The organism is Arthrobacter sp. Bi26, assembly GCF_918697925.1.
GTDB lineage: Bacteria > Actinomycetota > Actinomycetes > Actinomycetales > Micrococcaceae > Arthrobacter.
In genome coordinates this window covers 58220-77214 of the sequence record NZ_CAKKMF010000007.1, presented here as the reverse complement: position 1 = coordinate 77214, position 18995 = coordinate 58220, and the positions used below count along the sequence as shown (strand labels likewise).

At 66.8% G+C, this 18995-nt stretch carries 14 protein-coding genes, 2 tRNA genes and 1 pseudogene; 7 read left to right on the top strand and 10 right to left on the bottom strand.

All coding sequences use genetic code 11. The annotated features are described in order from the left end of the window. The first annotated feature begins 90 nt into the window (after positions 1–90). Positions 91–1293: an ROK family protein gene (locus LQV16_RS03170; protein ID WP_229992490.1), complete on the top strand. Its 1203-nt coding sequence runs from the start codon at positions 91–93 to the stop codon at positions 1291–1293. Between the two features lie 32 nt (positions 1294–1325). Here LQV16_RS03170 and LQV16_RS03165 read toward each other — a convergent pair whose 3' ends face one another. The 3 genes and pseudogenes from LQV16_RS03165 to yidC form a co-directional block, all read right to left on the bottom strand. Further along, positions 1326–2897: a Na+/H+ antiporter gene (locus tag LQV16_RS03165; protein ID WP_229992489.1), complete on the bottom strand. Its 1572-nt coding sequence runs from the start codon at positions 2895–2897 to the stop codon at positions 1326–1328. Between the two features lie 104 nt (positions 2898–3001). After that, the gene (locus tag LQV16_RS03160) at positions 3002–3655 is read right to left on the bottom strand and encodes an NAD(P)H-binding protein (protein WP_229992488.1); all 654 of its coding nucleotides are present in this window, start codon (positions 3653–3655) and stop codon (positions 3002–3004) included. A gap of 26 nt (positions 3656–3681) precedes the next feature. After that, positions 3682–4452, bottom strand: a pseudogene (yidC, locus tag LQV16_RS03155) (membrane protein insertase YidC); the annotation flags it as partial. A gap of 133 nt (positions 4453–4585) precedes the next feature. Between yidC and LQV16_RS03150 the strand changes: the two are divergent. After that, positions 4586–5176 (top strand): dihydrofolate reductase family protein, encoded by a 591-nt coding sequence (locus LQV16_RS03150; RefSeq protein WP_229992487.1) that lies wholly within the window; start codon positions 4586–4588, stop codon positions 5174–5176. Positions 5177–5311: 135 nt separating this feature from the next. On the opposite strand, the gene LQV16_RS03145 is transcribed toward LQV16_RS03150, so the two are convergent. Further along, positions 5312–7135 (bottom strand): hypothetical protein, encoded by a 1824-nt coding sequence (locus tag LQV16_RS03145; RefSeq protein ID WP_229992486.1) that lies wholly within the window; start codon positions 7133–7135, stop codon positions 5312–5314. Between the two features lie 246 nt (positions 7136–7381). Next, positions 7382–7660, bottom strand: a complete 279-nt coding sequence (locus tag LQV16_RS03140) for a hypothetical protein (protein WP_229992485.1) — start codon at positions 7658–7660, stop codon at positions 7382–7384. On the opposite strand from LQV16_RS03140, the gene LQV16_RS23655 reads away from it, so the two are divergent. Beyond that, the gene (locus LQV16_RS23655; protein ID WP_356815669.1) at positions 7661–7897 is read left to right on the top strand and encodes a helix-turn-helix domain-containing protein; all 237 of its coding nucleotides are present in this window, start codon (positions 7661–7663) and stop codon (positions 7895–7897) included. A 251-nt stretch (positions 7898–8148) separates the two neighbouring features. Here the strand turns inward: LQV16_RS23655 and LQV16_RS03135 are convergent, their stop codons facing one another. From LQV16_RS03135 to LQV16_RS03115, 5 genes are all read right to left on the bottom strand, one after another. After that, positions 8149–9504 carry a lipocalin-like domain-containing protein gene (locus tag LQV16_RS03135; RefSeq protein ID WP_229992484.1) on the bottom strand — a complete coding sequence of 452 codons (1356 nt, stop codon included), beginning with the start codon at positions 9502–9504 and terminating at the stop codon, positions 8149–8151. Between the two features lie 1027 nt (positions 9505–10531). Next, positions 10532–10605 (bottom strand) — tRNA-Met (locus LQV16_RS03130). A 62-nt stretch (positions 10606–10667) separates the two neighbouring features. Further along, a tRNA-Thr gene (locus tag LQV16_RS03125) sits at positions 10668–10739 on the bottom strand. Positions 10740–10972: 233 nt separating this feature from the next. Next, complete coding sequence (locus LQV16_RS03120) at positions 10973–13090, bottom strand: DEAD/DEAH box helicase (protein WP_229992483.1); 2118 nt, start codon at positions 13088–13090, stop codon at positions 10973–10975. Positions 13091–13479: 389 nt separating this feature from the next. Then, positions 13480–14133 carry an MOSC domain-containing protein gene (locus tag LQV16_RS03115; protein ID WP_229992482.1) on the bottom strand — a complete coding sequence of 218 codons (654 nt, stop codon included), beginning with the start codon at positions 14131–14133 and terminating at the stop codon, positions 13480–13482. Positions 14134–14323: 190 nt separating this feature from the next. Here LQV16_RS03115 and LQV16_RS03110 point away from each other — a divergent pair, with 190 nt between their 5' ends. Genes LQV16_RS03110 through LQV16_RS03095 form a run of 4 tightly spaced genes read left to right on the top strand, consistent with a single transcriptional unit; the run spans position 14324 to position 18905 of the window. Continuing rightward, positions 14324–14935, top strand: coding sequence for a Tat pathway signal protein (locus LQV16_RS03110; RefSeq protein ID WP_229992481.1), 612 nt, complete (start codon positions 14324–14326; stop codon positions 14933–14935). Between the two features lie 2 nt (positions 14936–14937). Then, a complete protein-coding gene (locus tag LQV16_RS03105) occupies positions 14938–16158 on the top strand; it encodes a glutathionylspermidine synthase family protein (RefSeq protein WP_229992480.1) in 1221 nt (406 codons plus the stop codon). After that, the gene (locus tag LQV16_RS03100) at positions 16155–17696 is read left to right on the top strand and encodes an APC family permease (protein ID WP_229992479.1); all 1542 of its coding nucleotides are present in this window, start codon (positions 16155–16157) and stop codon (positions 17694–17696) included. Before LQV16_RS03105 ends, LQV16_RS03100 begins: the two co-directional genes overlap by 4 nt. Positions 17697–17705: 9 nt before the next feature. Beyond that, a complete protein-coding gene (locus tag LQV16_RS03095; protein WP_229992478.1) occupies positions 17706–18905 on the top strand; it encodes an acyl-CoA dehydrogenase family protein in 1200 nt (399 codons plus the stop codon). The last annotated feature ends 90 nt before the right edge of the window (positions 18906–18995 follow it).

Below are 18995 nucleotides of genomic sequence, written 5' to 3'. Positions count from 1 at the left end.
GGGTCTGGGAGGGCTTCTGGTAATTTAGATACAAGCTAAATATATTGCCTGAACAATTATGGGTCCGGGGACAGAAGAGGTCAAGAAGTGATGCCGCACGCAGCCGCCGCCACGCCGCAACTGCTGCGCCGCGTCAACGCCCAGGCCGTGCTGCGCCACATCCGCGGCGCCGACGTTGCCACCGGAACCGAGCTCATGGCCCTAACCGGGCTCACCCGGGCCTCGGTGATTGCCGTCTGCGAGGACCTGATCGGCCGGGGCTGGATCGTGGAGCTGGACCAGCCCCGCAATGAACCCCATGCTGGCCGGGGCATGCCCCCAGTTCCGCGAAAGGGCCGCCCTGCCCGGCGCTTTGCCTTCAACCGGGAGGCGGGCTTCGTGCTGGGCCTCGACATTGGCGCCGCGACCACCACCGCCGCCGTGGCCGACCTCCGCGGCAGGGTGATCGGCCGCTCCAGCGGGAGCTTCCGCGCGGCGGACATCCCCGCCCTTGAGCGGATCGGCGTCGTCGATCTGGCCTGCCGCAAGGCGCTGGAAGCGGCGGGAGCAGACCCGGGCAGGGTTCTGGCCGTCGGCGCCGGGATCGCCGCACCGGTGGACCGGGACGGCAACGTCCTCGTGACGCAGCGGTTTTGGAGCCTGTTCGACGTCGGGCTCCGCTCAGCGCTGAAGGAGCTGCACGGCTGGACCGTGCTCCTGGAAAACGACGCCAATCTGGCCGCGCTCGGTGAGCGCTGGCGCGGGTCCGGCGTGGGCGTGGACGATCTGGTGGTGCTTTTGGCGGGCGAACGGCTGGGCGCCGGAGTGATGGAGTCCGGGCGCCTGCTCCACGGCCGCGGCGGGGCCGCCGGCGAGATGGGCTATCTGGACATGGTGGAGGGCGTCGGCTCCAGCGACGGCATCGCGGCCCTGGTGAGGCAGTGGTCCGCGGCAGACGGCGGGCCATCCGCGGGCGGTCCGGCCAGCGCGCCGCGCGTCTTCGCGGACGCGGCCGCCGGGGACGCGACGGCGCTGGCAATCCTGGACCGGATTTCGGAGCGCATGGCGCGCGTCATCGCCTCGATCGCGAGCCTGATCAACCCCGAGCAGGTGGTGATCGGCGGTGCCGTCGCCGAGTCCGCCGGCGTGCTCCTGCCGGGCATCACGGCGCTGCTCCCCCGCTTCACCGCGACTCCCCCGCGAGTGACGGTCTCGCCCCTGGGCGACGCGATCGTCACGGCAGGCGCGGTCCGGCATGCCCTGGACTACGTCGAGGCGAATGCCCTGGAGCTGGCCCTGCCCGCGCCGGCCTGATCCGGCGTGATCCCCCAGGTCCGGCCTGATCCTTAGTCCGGCATGATCATGGTGCGCAGGTCCAGCTGCCGCAACACCCGGTCCGCGACTTCCGGGTCCATGCCCGGTTCGTTCCGGGCCGCCACGACTTCCTGGCGGGCCGCGTCGAGGGCGATTGTCTGCACGGCAATCGCCAGTTCGCGGCCGCGTTGGCGCTGCTCCCCCGCGCTTTCATTCTTTAGGCTCCCGTCCAGCAGCTCGGCATGCAGCCGGGTCATTTTCTCCTTCACCAGCGCCACCTTCTCCGCCGGCAGTTCCTTCATCAGCTCGTTGTCCTTGAGCGCGGCGATCGCTGCCTGTTGCGCTCGGCGGGCCAGCACGCGGGCGGCGTCGCGTTCTTCCGAGCCGTCCTCGGACGCTTTCAGGACCCGCATGAGCCACGGCAGCGTCAGGCCGGGCAGCACCAGGGTGGCCAGCAGGACCGCGCAGGCGATCACCAGCAGCTCGCTCCGGGCCGGGAACGGCGTGCCGTCCGCAATCGTCAGCGGAAGGGCCAGCGCCAGCGCCAGGGTGGCCAGGCCGCGCATGCCGCACCAGGTCAGGATCAGCACGTCCTTGGCCGAGGTAGGGTGCAGGACGTCCTTCCTGGCCAGGGACAGTCCGGACATCATGGCCAACCAGGCGAAACGGGCGGCGAACACGAGGACGCACACAACCGCGGCCGTCCCGATCATGCCGAAAACGGCGCTGCCTTCCTCATGGATGACCTGCCGTACTTCCAGCCCCACCAGCCCGAATGCCAGGCCGGTGATCAGCAGTTCCACGACGTCCCAGAACGCGGTGCGGGTGACTCTCTCCGCGGCGTCCCCGGGCCGGGAGTGGCGCTGGATTTCCAGGGCGGTGACGACGACGGCGATCACCCCGGAGGCGTGCAGCTCCTCGGCCAGGATGTAGGCGGCAAACGGCACCACGAGGGTGACGGCGCTGCGGGCCACCATGGAGGTCACGAGGCGGGTGATCAGGCCCGTGAACCAGCCCATGCCGATCCCCACGACCACCGCGATCGCGGCTCCGAGGACAAACTGGGGGACGACGTCGGAGGCGATCTTGGTGCCGGCTACGGCGGCGGCCACGGCCGCCTGGAAGATGACGATGGCGGCGGCGTCGTTGAAGAGGCCCTCGCTCTGGAGCACATTGATGAGCCGCCGCGGCATATGGACCCGGCTGGCGATGGAGTCCACGGCCACGGGATCGGGCGGAGCCACCATGGCGCCCAGGGCGATCGCGGCCGGAATGCCGATGCCCGGGATCATGAGCCAGGCCGCGCCGGCCACCACCGCCGTCGAGACCACAACGAGTGCGACGGCGAGCATGAGCAAGGTGCGCCAGCGGACTCGGAAAACGGCCCAGGAACTGCGCTGGGCCGTCGCGAAGAGCAACGGCGGCAGGAAGATGGGCAGGATCAGCTCGGGCGAGATTTGGATCTCCGGGAAGCCTGGGATGAACGTCAGGGCGACGGCCAGGAGCAGCATCAGCACGGGGTAGGGCAGCTTCAGCCGGTCGCCCAGGCCCACGGCCCCCACTGTAGCCAGCAGGAGTCCAACGATAAGTGCCAACTGGTCCATGTGCCCGCTTTCCCCGGAGGCGGGCCGGGGGCATCCCGGGTGGATGCACGGGCCGCCCCCACTACCCTATCGAGGTCAGCGGTGCCGGGATTCCGGTGCTGGGCCTAGGGTTGCAGGGCTGCCGCGAGCGGGAGGGTGCCGTCCCGGAACTCGATGGTGCGCCCGATCGTGCCGGGCAGCCCGAGGACCGCCGCCGCCACCAGGGCGACGTTGGCGCGGGCGGTTGCGGTGCCGTCCGACGTATCGGCGGGGTCGACGTCGATCATCCCGTTGCCGGGTCCGGCGGTCAGCGTGCCGGGCCCCAGAATGGTCCAGTCAAGGCCTGAGCCGCGCAGGTAGGCATCCGCCGCGGCCTTGGCCTCGGCGTAGGCGAAGAAGCCGTTGTCGGCGGGGACCCCGTGGTCCGGCCCGGCGCCGAAGTAGGAGACCATGACGTACCTGCTGACGCCGGCTTCGGCAGCGGCGTCCATCGAACGGATCGCGGCGTCCCGGTCCACGGCGTAGGTCCGTTCGGGGCTGCCGCCGCCGGCCCCGGCAGAGAACACCAGGGCGTCGTGGTTCCGCAGGGCATCGGCGATCTGCGCCGTCGTCGCGTTCTCCACGTCCAGAAGCGTCGGCGTGGCCCCGGTGGCCGCGACGTCGGCCGCATGGTCCGGGTTGCGGATGAAGGAGGTGACCTCCTGCCCGTCCGCCGTCAGGATCCTGGACAGTTCCAAAGCCACCTTGCCGTGGCCGCCGATGATTGCGATTCGCGTCATGGACCCATTCTGTCCCACCTGATGGCGAACTGCTGCCCCATGGTCCAGAGGTTGGTGGTGGTCCAGTAGATCAGGACGCCGATGGGGAACACGATGCCGCCCAGGCCGAAGACGATCGGCAGGCCGTACAGAAGCACCTTTTGCTGGCGCAGGAAGGGGCTCTCCAGGGCCTCGTCGGACAAGGTCCTGGCCATGATCTTCTTCTGCGCGATGAACTGCGCGGCCGTCATGGCCAGGATCATCACGATGGAAAGGACCCACACCGAAAGTTGGCTGGTGCCGCTGCCGTGCAGCAGGGATGCGGACAGCGGGGCGCCGAAAATGGTGGACTGGTCGAACTGATTGACCTGCTCGGCGCTCATGGCACCGATTCCTTCGCCCTGGCCGGCCGCGGTGCTGACGCCGGAGAGCACCTGGAACAGCGCGAAGAAAAAGGGCAGCTGAATCAGCATGGGCAGGCAGGCCGAGAACGGGTTGGTGCCGTGCTTCTTGTACAGGGCCATCTGTTCCTGGGCCATGGCCTGGCGGGACAGCGGATCGGTCTTGCCCTTGTACTTCTCCTGCAGCTTCCTCAGGTCCGGCTGCAGCAGTCCCATGCGCTGCTGGGCATTGACCTGCTTGAGAAACACAGGGACCAGGGCGGCACGGATGACCAGCACCAGCCCGATGATGGACAGGGTCCACGTCCAGCCACTGGCCGCCGGCAGGCCGATGGCGCTGAGTCCGTCATGGAAGCCCGCCAACATGGCCGAGACCAGCCATCTGAACGGGCCCATGATGGTACCGAAGAAGTCCACTGGTATCCCCAACCGTCAGGTGCTGCAAAACTACGGTGAAACGGGCGGCTTGTCACGGGCTCAAGCTGCGTGAGGGCATGAGACCGGGAAACTCAGCCGGACCCGAACCGCCGGGTGGTGGCATGATGGGCGCATGAGCCAAGTCACATGCGATCTGACTATCTCCCTCGACGGATTCGTCGCCGGCCCGAACCAAAGCCTGGCGGACCCCCTGGGCGAGGGCGGAGAGCTCCTGCACAGGTGGCAGTTCGAGGAACCCGAGTCCAACGCAGCCGAGCGCGAAGGCATCCTCGCGGCAGGCGCCTACATCATGGGACGGAACATGTTCGCAGGCCCTGGGGCCTGGGACGAGGGATGGCGGGGATGGTGGGGTGAGGATCCGCCCTATCACGCACCCGTGTTCGTGCTCACCCATCATGCACGCGAGACCCTGGAGATGCAGGGCGGCACCACGTTCAACTTCGTGACCGATGGGATCGAATCGGCGCTGGCCCAGGCGCGGAAGGCCGCCGGCAGCAAGGATGTGGCCATTGCCGGAGGAGCGCAGACCGTCCGCGAATACCTTTCGGCGGGGCTGATCGACGAGCTGCGGCTCCACATCTCGCCCATCCTCCTGGGCGCGGGCGAGCGGCTTCTGGACGACGTCGCGAACCTCAAGCTTGAGCCGACGGAAGTAAGCGGTACCCGCCTCGTCACCCACGTGCGTTATCGGGTAATCCGCTGACAAGCTGACCGGGGAAACCAAGAGGCGGCGTTCGGAAAACTCAATCCCATGGAGACAGAAAGACCCCCGGAATCTCAAGGATTCCGGGGGTCTCGGTTCATCCGCAGGAGGCATCCCAGGCGTCAGCGGCCTGTGTCATTGTGCGATGCGCGCCGCGCTGGTCCGGGAGACGGTGGTGTAGCCGAACCGGGAGCCCGTGACGCGGACGGTGAGCTTGGTGCCCTTGTCGGCGGTCCGGACCTTGTAGGTGGATGCATAGGCGTCAGAGATGACGACGCCGTTGCGGAGCCAGCGGTACGTGAAGGCAGTGCCCCAGCTCCAGGTTCCCCGCTTCACGGTCAGGACATTCCCGGCCGTGAGGGTGCCGACAATCGTCGGCGTGGCCGAAATCAGGGGCAGACCCGCCACCCTCGCCGAAGCGTTGATCGTCTGGTACATGCCGCCCGGCACAGTCGGGAACACGCTGGCCGAGAGCTTCGTGCCGGCGTCGGCCTTCGTCAGGACGTAACTCCAGCCGTAGGCCCCGGCGATCTGGACGCCGTCGCGCAGCCACATTACGTCCGAAGTGATCCCCGCCCGGTCATACCAGGGGTCGGGAGTCACGGTCACCTTCGACCCGACGGTCAGGGTTCCGGTAATGGCCCGTGTCGACTCACGCGCGGTCACGGGCTTGGGGGCGGTGACTTTTACCCGGGCGGTGGTGTAGCCGGGGGCGGACGCAGTCACGAGGACGGTGAGGGTCTTGCCAACTTGGGACCCGTCCGGGGTGAAGCTCGGGCCGGTGGCCGCTACCGTCCCGTCCGGAGCGAACCAGTTGTAGGTGACCTTCAGCTTGTCGGAGGGCACGGACCAGGTCCCGGCCGACACCTTCATCACAGAGCCGGTCACGGCGTCCCCGGTCACGACCGGCTTGGTGACATTCGTCAGCTGCTTCAGCTCCACCCCGGCGGCGGCCGGCACGGCGACCGCGTTGGAGTAGATTTTGGTGTCGTACCAAGAAGGGTCGGTCATCAGGACCAGGGTGTGGCCCTGGTCCTTGGCCGTGATTTTGTAGGTCAGCGCGGTGGCTCCGGAGATCGGGACGCCGTCGCGCAGCCACTGGTAGGTGTGCGGGCGTAGGCTGGAAGTCCAGGGAACATCATCAGCAGCAGTGAGGACGTCCCCCAGGCCGGTGCCGCCGGTGACCACGGCGCCGGGTTGTGGGTCGAAGTCAGAAACCTTTCGCGGTCCAGAGGTCCCGGTGGCCGGCATAAACCCGGGAGCGTGGCCGGTGACCCTGACGCTGAGCAGCCCTGTCGAACCCCTCGGGTCGAACACATGCGCGGTGGCACCCGGGATGGGCGTGCCGTCGCGAAGCCACTGGTACTGGCGGTAGACGACCGGAGCGTCCCGAAAACCCGCCCCTGCGTACACGAGGCGGCTGGGCCTATCCGGGTGGGTGTCATACGTACCGATACCAATGTCCCCCGCAATGAGAGACTGGACGGCGCCGCCGGCGGTCGTGACGGGGGCGGTTTTGGTGGACTGCAGGGTCGTCTTTGCATAGCTCGGGGCTACCGCCGTGGTCTTGACCCGGATGCCCTTGCCGAGGTCCGCCTCGGTAAGCCGGTAGGTGGTGCCGGTGGCGCCCAGCACGGGCACGTCGTTGCGCAGCCACTGATGCGTCAGCGTGGCGTCCGCGGGATCCCAGTCACCGTCAACAACGGTCAGGGTTCTGCCGACCTGGAGGGCCCCGCCGATGCCGGGCCGCGGACCGGCGACGGCGCCGCTGACCAGCACCGGATAGGCCGATCCGTTTTCGGCCGTGCAGTATTTGACGAAGTCGACCACCGGGCCGCAGGAGTCGGCGTTCGGAGTGTCCCACATTTCATCATCGGCCTGCGCCGGAACGGCGAGGCCCGCAAGCGAGAGCGCGGCGAGTGCCCCGGCGATGCCGAGACGGATGGTCTTCTTGTTCAATTGTTCCCCCAGTCTTTGAGCCGACTGCCGGCTCCCCCGTCGCCGAGCATAGTGTCCAGACACGTTTTGGGCAATGTTTGCGCAGGTCAGGGCCCCGGGATCTCGGTATCACGCGATTTGGGTCACGCGACATTTGCTGGCACAGCGGATACTCCTGCAGGAACGGAGCCAGCCTCTCCTGCATGGCCTTGAAATTCCATCCGTACATATATAGCGCTGTTTCCTGAGGTCCTTGCCAGTGACTGCTCACGATCCCCAACCCCTCCAGCAATCGACCGCATTCTCGTAGACATGATTGGAGTCGCAGTCCCGATACACATCGTCTGGAAGGTCGGTGCCGTTGAGGTAGAGGGCCAATCCTTCATGTGCGCCGAAATCGATTCGACGGTCTTGGTCTGACACGTACAGGGTGGAACCCTTGGGCGCGAGCATTGTGGCAAGGGTTCCGGATACGGCATCGACCGTCACATCGGACAGTTCGTCAATTTCGATATCGCACTCAGTAACCTCACCGTTGGCCGCCATTTGGGTTCCCCCGCCAACGACGCGGATTCCGAACGAGACCTGCTCCGGGAACGCACCAATGTTGGGCTTGCAGCGGCGCGTGCACGCGGCCGCAACGGAGGCCGACCCACACTATTGGACAGCGCCAAGGTCAGCAGGGCGAAGCAGTTGCACGCGGCTGGCGTCAGGAGCCCCCGAGAGACCGCGGACGCGGTAGGCGTCTCGGTTGCTACGCTGTACCGCCACCTAGCCAAGTGAAGCCCTGACACGAGAAAGCCCCCGGTTTATGCCGGGGGCTTTCTCGTACACGGGCAACGGTGTCGGTGAAGTAGCATGCCCGTGGGCCGCAGGCGCACCATCCGACCCGCCGCCTGCCAACGAGGCCAGGACCCCATCGGGACGCGCACGTGACAGGCCCCTTCTTGCAGCGATGACGGTTCCGCCCGGCGGGCGGGCTTTCGACAACTTCGTTGATGCTAACGCCGCGACGAGCGAGGCGGCCGCAGTCGCTACCCGGGAACTGCACCCTCGTACAGGGTGAGCTGATTGCCCTGCTCCGCGAAGGCGTGGCCGACAATCGGCCCGTCGACCGAGCCGGTACGGACCCACATCGCGGCTTCGACAAAGCTATATGGATTGCTCCCGTAGGGCGGATAGCCCCAGGGCATCTCGTAGTTGTCGAAGACGTTCGTGAGGTACCAGGTCCCGAAGGTGCTGGTCAGTTGTACCTGAGTGGCGATGTTGCGCCCGCTCACCGGTGATTTCCAGGTCTTCAACGCTTTCCACTCCGCGTTGTTCCCCACGTGGAAGGTAAGGCTGCCCTCCGGTGTGCCGTTGGGCGTCCCAAACGAGTTGCGGCCGATCTCCAGAATCGGCTGGAGGGGAGCCGATCCGTTGGGCGCGCCGTACCACTGGCGCCAGGTGAAAACGGTGCCATCGTTGAACGTCAGCGCCCCCCAGGTATACGCAGTCGTCCACGGCTCCTTCCCGGAGTTGTAGTTCCCCCACTGGTGCTCAAACCAGATCGTGCCTGTGAGATGGCGGGTCTTACCGCCGATGGTGACGGTGCCCTTGCTGCTCGAAATCGGACCGGTGTAGTAGTAGGACAGTGAGTACAGGTTGGCCGGATCCAGGTTCTGCCCGTTCCAGGGGATGTTCTGATTCTCAAAGCCGGCAAGCCCTACCGGCATGTAGCCGTATGGTGACTGGGCCGTGTTCTCCATGTCCATGGCGAGGGGTGAGTTCCCGTTGTTTGCGGCAACACCCGTGAACTGGAAGCGCCACGTGTCCGGCTCGGCACGGTACACCGTGGTGAATTCCACGTTCTCGCCCTTGGCGTTGTACTGGAAGTCGTCCGGCGAGGTCGAGTCCGGCGGCCGTGTCGCCTGCAATGAGCCAACAGCAGTCGGCTGGTGTGACCAGACCAACTCCTGCTTGGCGAAGTCCCCGAACGAGAAGCTGACGCCTTGCTGCCACAGCGAGGGCCCCCCGGGAGCACTCGGGTTGTTCGTGATGTTGTAGAAAATGCCGAACTCTTCCCCGGTGTCGTCATCGGTGAAGAAGCCGGTCCAGTAGTGCCACTCCTGGACCTGGCCGGTGTCGAAGATTCCGCCCGTGTGCCATTTGTGGTCCTGCGGCAGGAGGTACAGGGCATGGCCGGAGACTTCCTGGAACGGGCCAGGCTCCCCGGGGGCTGCCGCGCTTGCCCGAGGAGCGACACCCGCCAACAGACCCGCCGTGGCGGCCATAGCCAGACCCGATCCCAAGACCCTGCGACGGTCGATTCCTGTTCCTGACGCGCGGGCGACGTCCGCACTTCCGCCTTCGATCACCGGGCGATGGTTCTGCTCTTTACTCTCATACATGGCTAAACCTCCTGGGGAAACCCCCACGGGCCTTCGTAGTCCGCGGTCGACTAATCGCGGATCCGTCGCGGGTCCGCGGCGCTGGTTGGCCGATCCGAACGCCGCGCATCAAGCGCTCCAAACGAGAGAATGCGGCTCCGGCCATCCGGTTCGAGCATTTCCCGCGAAACTTGGTGCGGCTACTGAACGGCCGCCGTTCACCATCCCGTACCGGCCTGCGATTGTGGTCAACGTCGGGATGAACACTTAGGAATCCAAGCCTCAATCCTGCCTGGTGCGGCCGGGACCGGTACGGCCACGTTCGCAACCGTCACGTCAAGGTTCGCCCCGACCACCATCAATCCAGTAACACCTGCGGCGGCGCGCGGGCCGGCGCTTCGCGATTCACGTCGACCTCGGCCACGCCACGCTTCCACATGGCAACCTCCCGGGAAACCGTCAGCTCGAAGCATGCTCGGATCCCCCTCATCCAGCATTACGCCGGATGATATTGCAGGGCAAGACCCGCAAATTTCGAGTGGACCAGCTCAGCACAGATCAGGCGTCTCCGACCCGGGAGCTCATCGGCCCGGTGCGTGCTTTGGGTGCCGGATGCCGGATGCCGGATGCCGGATGCCGGATGCCGGAGACATTTTGCGGGATCTGGCCGACAATGACCGCGCCTCCGGGGTCGTCCTGAACGACGGACGTCCCGTCATGACCGATGCGAGGGAAACCGCAGCGCAGATCGCCCGCCCAAAGTTGTATTACGCCGCCAGTCGGCCCGTGACATGCCAACTCAGCCTTCCAACAGACAAGCCCGACGCTCAAGGGACGCCAGCCCCGTCCACTGACCTCGGTGGACCCCAGCGCCGCTCCATATAATTGTTGACCCGCCCTTGCACCCGTCCGGCGTATCCATTTTGTATCCATCGGTGAGAGAAGATGGTGGCTTTCTGGAGAAAGGGAGAGAAATCCCCATATCCGGCAGAGACTCCGGAAGACAGAAAGACCCCCGGAATCTCAAGGATTCCGGGGGTCTTGCCTGTAGCGGTGGGGAGGCTCGATCTCCCGACCTCACGATTATGAGTCGTGCGCTCTAACCAACTGAGCTACACCGCCATAAATGAGGAAAACCTGCGCTAAGCCGGTCAAAAACCGCCTTGACACAGGCCCTCATCCAGAGCCCCCCACCGGAATCGATCCGGTGACCTCGTTCTTACCAAGAACGCGCTCTACCACTGAGCTAGGGGGGCAACGAGTAAATACTCTACCGGAAGATTCGCCCACCAACAAATCGGCGGCCGGACGGCGTCGGACGGGCCGAAACCGACGGAAATCCGGGCTCCCAGCACGGTCCTGAGAGCCTAAAACGGCACCCCGGACCGGTCGGCCGCCGCGGCTGTGACGAAGCGAACACGGGGCGGAATGCTTAAAGCAAGAACGGGCCGGCTCAGGGAGCCGGCCCGTTCTCAGATAGTGCTAGTGGTTACCACTTGTTGCGGGGCTTGAAGCCGCCTTCGGTGCGAGGCTTGCGGGTGTCGGCACCGAAGGTGCGCTGCTCGGAGCGCTCGCTGAAGGAGCGGCCGCCACGGTCAGCGGAGGACCGCTCGCCGTCGCCCTTGCGGAATTCGCGCTTGAAGCCGCCGTTGCCCTTGAAGTTGCCGCTGCCACCGGAGTAGCCACCACGGTCCCCGCCGCGGTCGCCGCCACGGTTGCCCTGGTAGGAGCCGCGGTCCCCGGAGGGCTTGCGGCCGTTGTCGAGCTCGAGGTGGATCAGCTCGCCGCCGATCCGGGTGCGGGACAGGGCCTTCAGCTGATCGGCGCTGAGGTCCGCCGGGAGCTCCACGAGGGAGTGATCCGAGCGGATGTCGATGCCGCCGATCTGGGCCGAGGAGATGCCGCCTTCATTGGCAATGGCGCCAACGATGGAACCCGGCATGACGCGCTGGCGGCGTCCGACGGCGATCCGGTAGGTGGCGTTGCCCTCGGTCAGGGTGCGGGTCGGGCCGCGTGAGCCGAAGCCGTCCTTGGAGCGCTCGCGCTTCTGGAACTCGGGCGCTGCCGGCAGTTCCTTGACCAGGAGCGGCTGTCCGCCCTGGGCCATGACGGCCAGTGCGGCGGCGATCTCCGAGGCCGGCACGTTGTGCTCTTCCTCGTAGGAGGAGATGAGGTCGCGGAACGCGGCTACGTCCTCGGACTCGAGGGTCTCCGTGATGCGCTCGGCGAACTTGCCCAGGCGCAGCGTGTTGACGGTCTCGGCCGTGGGCAGGTGCATCTGCTCCACCGGCTGGCGGGTTGCCTTCTCGATGGAACGCAGCAGGTACTTCTCGCGCGGCGTCATGAACAGGATCGCGTCGCCGGAACGGCCTGCGCGGCCGGTGCGGCCGATGCGGTGGACGTAGGACTCGGTGTCGTGCGGGATGTCGTAGTTGACCACGTGGCTGACGCGCTCGACGTCCAGGCCGCGGGCGGCGACGTCGGTGGCGACAAGGATGTCGATCTTGCCGTCGCGCAGGGCCTCGACCGTGCGCTCACGCTGCTGCTGCGGGATGTCGCCGTTGATGGCGGCAGCCTGGAATCCGCGGGAGCGCAGCTTGTCGGCGAGGTCCTCGGTGGCCATCTTGGTCCGCACGAAGGCGATGACGCCCTCGAACTCTTCGACCTCGAGGATGCGGGTCAGCGCGTCGAGCTTGTGCGGGCCCATGACCTGCAGGTAGCGCTGGCGGGTGTTGGCGCCCGTGGTGGTCTTGGACTTGACCTGCACCTCGGCCGGGTTGTTCAGGTACTGCTTGGAGAGCCGGCGGATCTGGCTCGGCATCGTGGCGGAGAACAGCGCAACCTGGCGGCCCGCGGGGGTCTGCTGGAAGATCTGCTCCACGTCTTCGGCGAAGCCCATGCGGAGCATCTCGTCGGCCTCATCCAGCACGAGGTACTGGAGTTCGGACAGATCGAGGGAACCCTTGGAGATGTGGTCGATGACACGGCCGGGGGTACCGACGACAACCTGGGCGCCGCGGCGCAGGCCGGCGAGCTGGGGGCCGTAGGCGGAGCCGCCGTACACCGGGAGGACGGTGAAGTCGTCGATGTGCTTGGCGTAGGAGGTGAAGGCCTCGGCAACCTGGAGGGCGAGCTCGCGGGTGGGAGCCAGCACCAGGGCCTGGGTCTTGCGGGAGGGGCCGTTGAGGTCGTGGAGCTCGGCCAGACGGGACAGTGCCGGTACTGCGAAAGCTGCAGTCTTACCGGTACCGGTCTGGGCCAGGCCCACGACGTCGCGGCCTTCGAGCAGCAGCGGGATGGTTGCTGCCTGGATCGGGGACGGCTTCTCGTAGCCGACGTCCTGCAGGGCAGCGAGGACACGGCCGTCGATGCCGAGGTCTACGAACTTGACGCCTTCTTCCTCGGCGTCCTCATCCTTGGCCGGGGCGGAAGTGGCCTCGGTCTTGGTGTCAGCCTGCGGGGCAGCCTCGGCGGCCGGTGCTACAAAGTTCGCAGGAGCCTCGGTGAATTCCGGGGCGGAGCCGGCTGCGGGTGCAGCCGTTTCAGAAGTCTCGACGTCGCTCTGAACGGTTTCGGTGTCGACGGAGTTGTTCTGATTTTCGGGCATAGGTGAAATTTCCTCATCCATAGGGGCCAAGCGGCACAACCCGAGGTGAGCGGAGCCGCAGTACGCGTGACACGAATTGCCGGGCGTACGTTGACCGGCGGGTCACATAGAAGTCCGGCGCTTTCGCAATCCCGTGGCAGGACTTCCCGCTGCATCTCTTGGCTGCTATCCCAGCAGTCTGTACAGCGTTTTCTTTTGCCGGCTCTCCCTATGAAAATGCCCGCATCACATTTGCGGGCCCCAACACTTGCCAGTCCTGCCTCAAGAATTGGGCAGGAATAAGGGATTTCCGGAGTGGGGGATATTTCAAGTGTAGGGCATGGATCAGAACAGTGGAAATTGAGAGGCCGACGGCGGACGGTGAGCTTGCGCACACCGGCGCACCAGTCCTAGACCCCGAGGCGGCGCTGCAGCTGCTCGAAGCCCTGGTGGTACTCGGGCTGCAGGCGGATCTGGCCGTCGGCGTCGGCGTCGCGCAGGGCCTCCATGTCCTCCAGGGTGGGATCGGTGAACCACTTGGCGATCGTCACCCCGTGCGCGGGGACAAAGAGCCGGTGGATGTGGTTCCCGGCTTCGATGTTGCCGGTCCGGACCACCCGGAGGTAGGTGCCCACCCGGCCCGCCTCGGTGAACCGCTTGACCCAGTGCGGCTCGCCCATCCGGCGCTGGAAGGTGGCGCAGGGGATGCGCGGGGAGGTGACCTCCACCTCGACGTCCAGTCCGATCTTCCAGCGTTCGCCGATCACGGCGTTGGAGGCGTTGAGGCCCGTGATCCGCAGGTTTTCGCCGAAGGTGCCCGGCGGCAGGTCCCGCCCGAGCTCGCCGGCCCAGTAGTCGGCGTCGTCCTGCGAATACGCGTAGAGTGCCTGGTCCTCGCCGCCGTGATGGATCCTGCTGGCCTGGACATCACCGCGCAGGCCGAGCTTGTGGACCCGCACCGGACCGTCCACGGGGCGCTTGTCGATCGCGGTGACCCCGACGCTGCCGGGATCATCGAGCAGCTGGTGAACCCTGCAGACAGCAAGCACAGATGCGGTTTCCATGGCACCAGTGTAGGCCTGCGCACGGCCGGGCACCGGACTCGGCTCGGGCACGCTGGCCCGGCCGGCACCGCAGACACGTGGAGCCCATCCATCGTCCGGGATCCGGAGGCCGGTTAGGCTGGCGTCGGGAAACGCACGCAAGCCTTCCGCGGGACAAACACGTCCCGCGGCCATACGTGAGGGGACGCATTTGGGCCGCAACGACGAGCACCCGGATAAGCACCCGGATAAGCAACGGCAGGACCGGAAGCAGCCTCCGTGGCAGGTTCCACAGCCCGAGCTGCGGCCCGAGCTGCAGAACCAGTCCGGCCAGCCCGCGCCGCCGGGGCTTCCGGCAGACACCGCTGCCCCCGGCGCCGTCTTTGACCCCTTCGCCCGGGAACGCGAGCGCGAACTGGCGAGCGCGGCCGCGCGGAGGAAACGCTCGCAGCGCCGCACCGTCGTCGTCGGGCTGGGCGTCACGGCGCTCCTGGCCGGCACTATCACCGCCATGGTGGCCAGCAACGAGGACGAGGCCGACTACGCCCAGGTGTGTTTCAACGACGGCACCGGCGAGCGCGTCGAGGACGCCCAGTGCAATAACAGCAGCACAGACGGCCGCAGCTCCGGCGTCTATGCCTGGTACTTCTACTCCCGCGGCGCCAGCGTGCCCGGGGTGGGCCAGAACCGGTCAGGCTACCCCAGCTACAGCAGGACTGTTCCCACCGGGGCCAAGGCGTCCACGGGATACAGCCGCACGGGCGGCACGGTCAGCAGGGGCGGCTTTGGCGGCAGCGCCAAGGGCGGAAGCACGGGAGGCTAGGGATGATACGACTGGGATCCGTGCCGAGGCCGGACTGGAAAGAGCACATCGAATCACAAGGCCTCGTCTTCTCCACCACCGCCCTGCCCGACGGCACGAACGTCGAGTACTGGCACGAGGGCGCCTACTACGAATTCACCATGGACGAAGTGGAGACTCTCGAACAGACGGCGGAGGACATGCACCGCATGTGCCTCGAGGCCGCAAAGTTCCTGGCCACCGGCGCCATGGGCGGGATCGGGATCGGGCCGCAGGCACTGGAGCTCGCGGCCGAATCGCTGCAGGCCGGCGATGTGGACGTCTACGGCCGCTTCGACTTCGTCTACGACGGCCGGGGTGGGCCGGCCAAGATGCTCGAATACAACGCCGACACCCCCACCGGGCTCATCGAGGCAGCCGTCGCCCAGTGGTTTTGGCTGCAGGACGTCTTTCCCGAAAAGGACCAGTGGAACGGCATCCATGAAGCCCTCATCAGGCAGTGGAAGAGAGTGCAGTACCGCACCGGCATGAGCACGCTCCACATCGCCCATTCCGAGGAGGAACAATCCGGCGAGGACTGGATGACGGCAGCCTATATGCGGGACGTCGCGGGCCAGGCCGGCTGGACCACGATCGGGATCAACATGTCCGACATCGGCTGGGACCCGAACCTCAACCGCTTCGTGGACCTGGACAACTTCATGATCAGCACCATGTTCAAGCTCTACCCCTGGGAACTGATGATGACGGAGCCGTTCGGGCACCGGCTGCTCCAGCGCGCCCACAATCCGCGCTGGGTGGAGCCCGCCTGGAAGATGCTCCTGTCCAACAAGGCCCTGCTCGCGGCGCTATGGCACCTGTACCCGGACCACCCCAACCTGCTACCGGCCTATCTCGACGGCCCGGGACCGCTCAAGGAGTGGGTGGCCAAGCCGCTGCACGGCCGCGAAGGGGACAACATCAAGATCCACGCCGCCGGCATCGACCTGGAACAGCCCGGCGACTATGGCCGGGAAGGCTGGTGTTACCAGCAGTTCCACGCCCTTCCCGATTTCGACGGCAACCGCCCGGTGCTCGGGCTCTGGGTGGTCGACGGCGAATCAGTCGGCTGTGGCATCCGCGAATCGGACGGGCCCATCACGGACTACTTCTGCCGCTTCGTTCCCAACACAATTGACGCGCCGGCCCCGCCGGTTCCGACCTCGAACCAGGCCCACTCCAGCAAGGCAGGTATCGCCCTATGAGCACCGAGACGACGACGGCCGGCGGCCCCGGGGCCCCCGCGGCAGTTCCCGCCAAGGGACTGCGGGCCGGGATCCTGGACCTCGGAGACTCCGTGATGCTGGGGTTGGCCTCCACCGCGCCGGTCTATTCGCTCGCGGCGACCCTGGGCCTGATCGTGGCGGTCAACGGCAATTACACTCCATTAATCCTGCTGCTGGGCTTCGTGCCCGTGCTCTTCATCGCCTTCGCCTTCCGTGAGCTCAACAGCGCCATGCCGGACTGCGGGACCACCTTCATCTGGGCCCGCCGGGCCTTCGGTCCATGGGCCGGCTGGCTGGGCGGGTGGGGCGTTGCCCTGGCGGGCGTCGTGGTCCTGGCCAACCTCGCACAGGTCGCCGGGCAGTACCTGTGGCTGCTGATCGGCGACGGTTCCCTGGCCGGGAACAGCCTGGTGGTCACCGCCACCGGCGTGCTGTTCATCGTGTTCATGACCCTGGTGAACTACCGCGGCATACGCCTCGGGGAACATGTCCAGCGGGTCCTGACCTACGTGCAGTACCTCTCGCTGGGCATCTTCGCCGTGGCGATTATTTTCAGGATCACGGGCGGAGTTCCCGGCGGGGCCGCAACCGGTCAGGCGTTCGATTTTGAGTGGTTCAACCCCGCCGGCGCCTTCGCCGATCCCGGCGCGGTGGTGCATGGTGCCCTGCTGGCACTGTTCATCTACTGGGGCTGGGACACCTGCCTCGCGGTGAACGAGGAGACCGAGAACCCCGGCACCACCCCCGGCCGCGGCGCCGTCATTTCGGCGCTTGTCCTCGTCGTAATCTACGTCTCCGTGGCCCTCCTGGTGATGATGTACGCCACAGTGGGCACGGACGGGATCGGGCTGGCCAACGAGGCCAACCAGAACGACGTCTTCCTCGCCATGAAGGACGTGGTGCTGGGCCCCTGGGGCTGGCTGATCGTCGTCGCCGTCCTGGCATCGGTGCTGTCCTCGACCCAGACCACCATCCTCCCTACCGCCCGCGGTACATTGTCCATGGGCGTGCACGGCGCCTTGCCTCCCAGGTTCGGCGAGGTCCACCCGCGCAATCAGACGCCGGGATATTCCACCCAGGTCATGGGCGCCGCGGCCGTTGCCTACTACGTCCTGATGAGCCTGGTGAGCGAGAACCTGCTCGCCGACTCGATCAGTTCAATCAGCTTGTTCATCGCTTTCTATTACGCCCTGACCGGCTTTGCCTGCGTCTGGTACTTCCGCGCGACCCTGCGCGGCTCGGCCCGGAACTTCTGGTTCCGCGGCGTCATGCCCCTGCTCGGCGCTTTCATGCTGACTGCGGCATTCTTCGTCTCGGCGGTGCAGATGTGGGATCCGGACTACGGTGATACGCAGATCTTCGGCGTCGGCGGGGCCTTCGTCAGCGGCGTGCTGCTCCTGGTACTGGGCGTGGCGCTGGCCGCCGTCTGCCGTTTCGCGCCGTCCACGCGGGGCTATTTCCTGCGGCACCAGCCCGCCGCGGCACGGACTCAGCCCGAGAGTACGGTGCGGCCGTAGGATGCTGGCATGAGCAACGAAGCTGGCATTCCCCACGATTCCGACGTTTCCGATGTCCTGGCGATCGATTCCCTGCTGAGCGCGGAGGAGCGCACCGTGCGCGAGCGCGTCCGCGATTTCACGAACCAGCGGATCCGTCCCGATATCGCCGGCTGGTACGAGGACGCCGTGTTCCCCCTGGAACTCGCCCCGGAACTTGGCGAGCTCGGCGTGCTTGGCATGCACCTGGAGGGCTACGGCTGCCCCGGCCGCTCCGCCGTCGAATATGGCCTCGCGGCCATGGAACTCGAGGCCGGCGATTCCGGCGTCCGCACGTTCGTCTCAGTGCAGGGCTCCCTCGCCATGACAGCCATCCACAAGTGGGGCTCCGAGGACCAAAAGCAGGAGTGGCTCCCCCGGATGGCCGCCGGCGAGCTGATCGGCGCGTTTGCCCTAACCGAGCCCACAGCCGGATCGGATCCGGCATCCATGACCACCTTTGCCCGCCCCGACGGGACCGGCAGCGACGCCGGCTGGATCTTGGACGGCGCCAAACGCTGGATCGGGCTCGCGTCCGTGGCGGATGTGCTGGTGGTGTGGGCCATGACCGACGACGGCGTGCGCGGATTCCTCGTCCCGGCCGGCACCGCGGGCGTCACCGCGACGCCGATCGGGCAGAAGCTTTCGATGCGCGCCTCCATCCAGTGCGACATCACGTTCGACGCCGTCCGGCTGGGCCCGGAGGCGCTGCTGCCGGCGGCGCGGGGGCTGCGGGGCCCCTTCTCCTGCCTGAACGAGGCCCGGTACGGGATCGCGTGGGGTGCGATGGGCGCCGCCCGGGATTCCTACGAGGCCGCCCTGGCCTATGCCCAGGAGCGGCTGCAGTTCGGCAAGCCGCTGGCCGGATACCAGCTGACGCAGGAGAAGCTCGTGAACATGCTCCTGGAAATCCAGAAGGGCACCCTGCTGGCCCTGCACCTGGGCCGGCTCAAGGACGCCGGCACGCTGCGTCCGGAGCAAATCTCGCTCGGCAAGCTGAACAACGTGCGGGAAGCGATCGCTATTGCCCGGGAGGCGCGCACCATCCTGGGCGGCAACGGCATCACGCTGGACCATTCCCCGCTGCGGCACGCCGCCAACCTGGAATCCGTCCGCACCTACGAGGGCACCGACGAGGTCCACACCCTGATCCTGGGCCAGCACATCACGGGTCTGCCCGCCTTCCGCTGAGCCCGAGGGGGCCCGCGCCCGCAGGGTTCCTTGACCGGGGGCCCACGCCGGCTGGGCCATCCGGCGACGAAGAACTGGACCGTGCGGCCG